This window comes from Pseudoalteromonas sp. SG43-1 (assembly GCF_014164415.1).
Classification (GTDB): domain Bacteria; phylum Pseudomonadota; class Gammaproteobacteria; order Enterobacterales; family Alteromonadaceae; genus Pseudoalteromonas; species Pseudoalteromonas distincta.
In genome coordinates this window covers 1-255 of the sequence record NZ_JACJFD010000099.1, presented here as the reverse complement: position 1 = coordinate 255, position 255 = coordinate 1, and the positions used below count along the sequence as shown (strand labels likewise).

1 protein-coding gene is annotated in these 255 nt (G+C 53.3%); it reads right to left on the bottom strand.

Annotated elements, in window-relative coordinates:
* On the bottom strand, positions 1-255 hold a 255-nt coding region (locus H5159_RS20885), incomplete at both ends, for an Ig-like domain-containing protein (protein WP_259399141.1).

Below are 255 nucleotides of genomic sequence, written 5' to 3'. Positions count from 1 at the left end.
GCCCAGTGCATCAACGGTGACGATTGGCGTAATAGTATCCACATTACCACTGCTGTTTGCTGTGCTCTCGTTGCCTGCCGCATCGGTAATACTCGCGCTTACAGTAAAGTCACCTTGTGCAAGGGCACCTGGAATCTCAATGTTCCAGTGGCCATCGCTGCCAACTAGGGTCTCAATGGTTTGCACAGCGCCTGCGCTGTCGGTGATGGTGAGTGTAACAGTGCCACCAATTTCATTACTGGTGCCCTGCAGCTC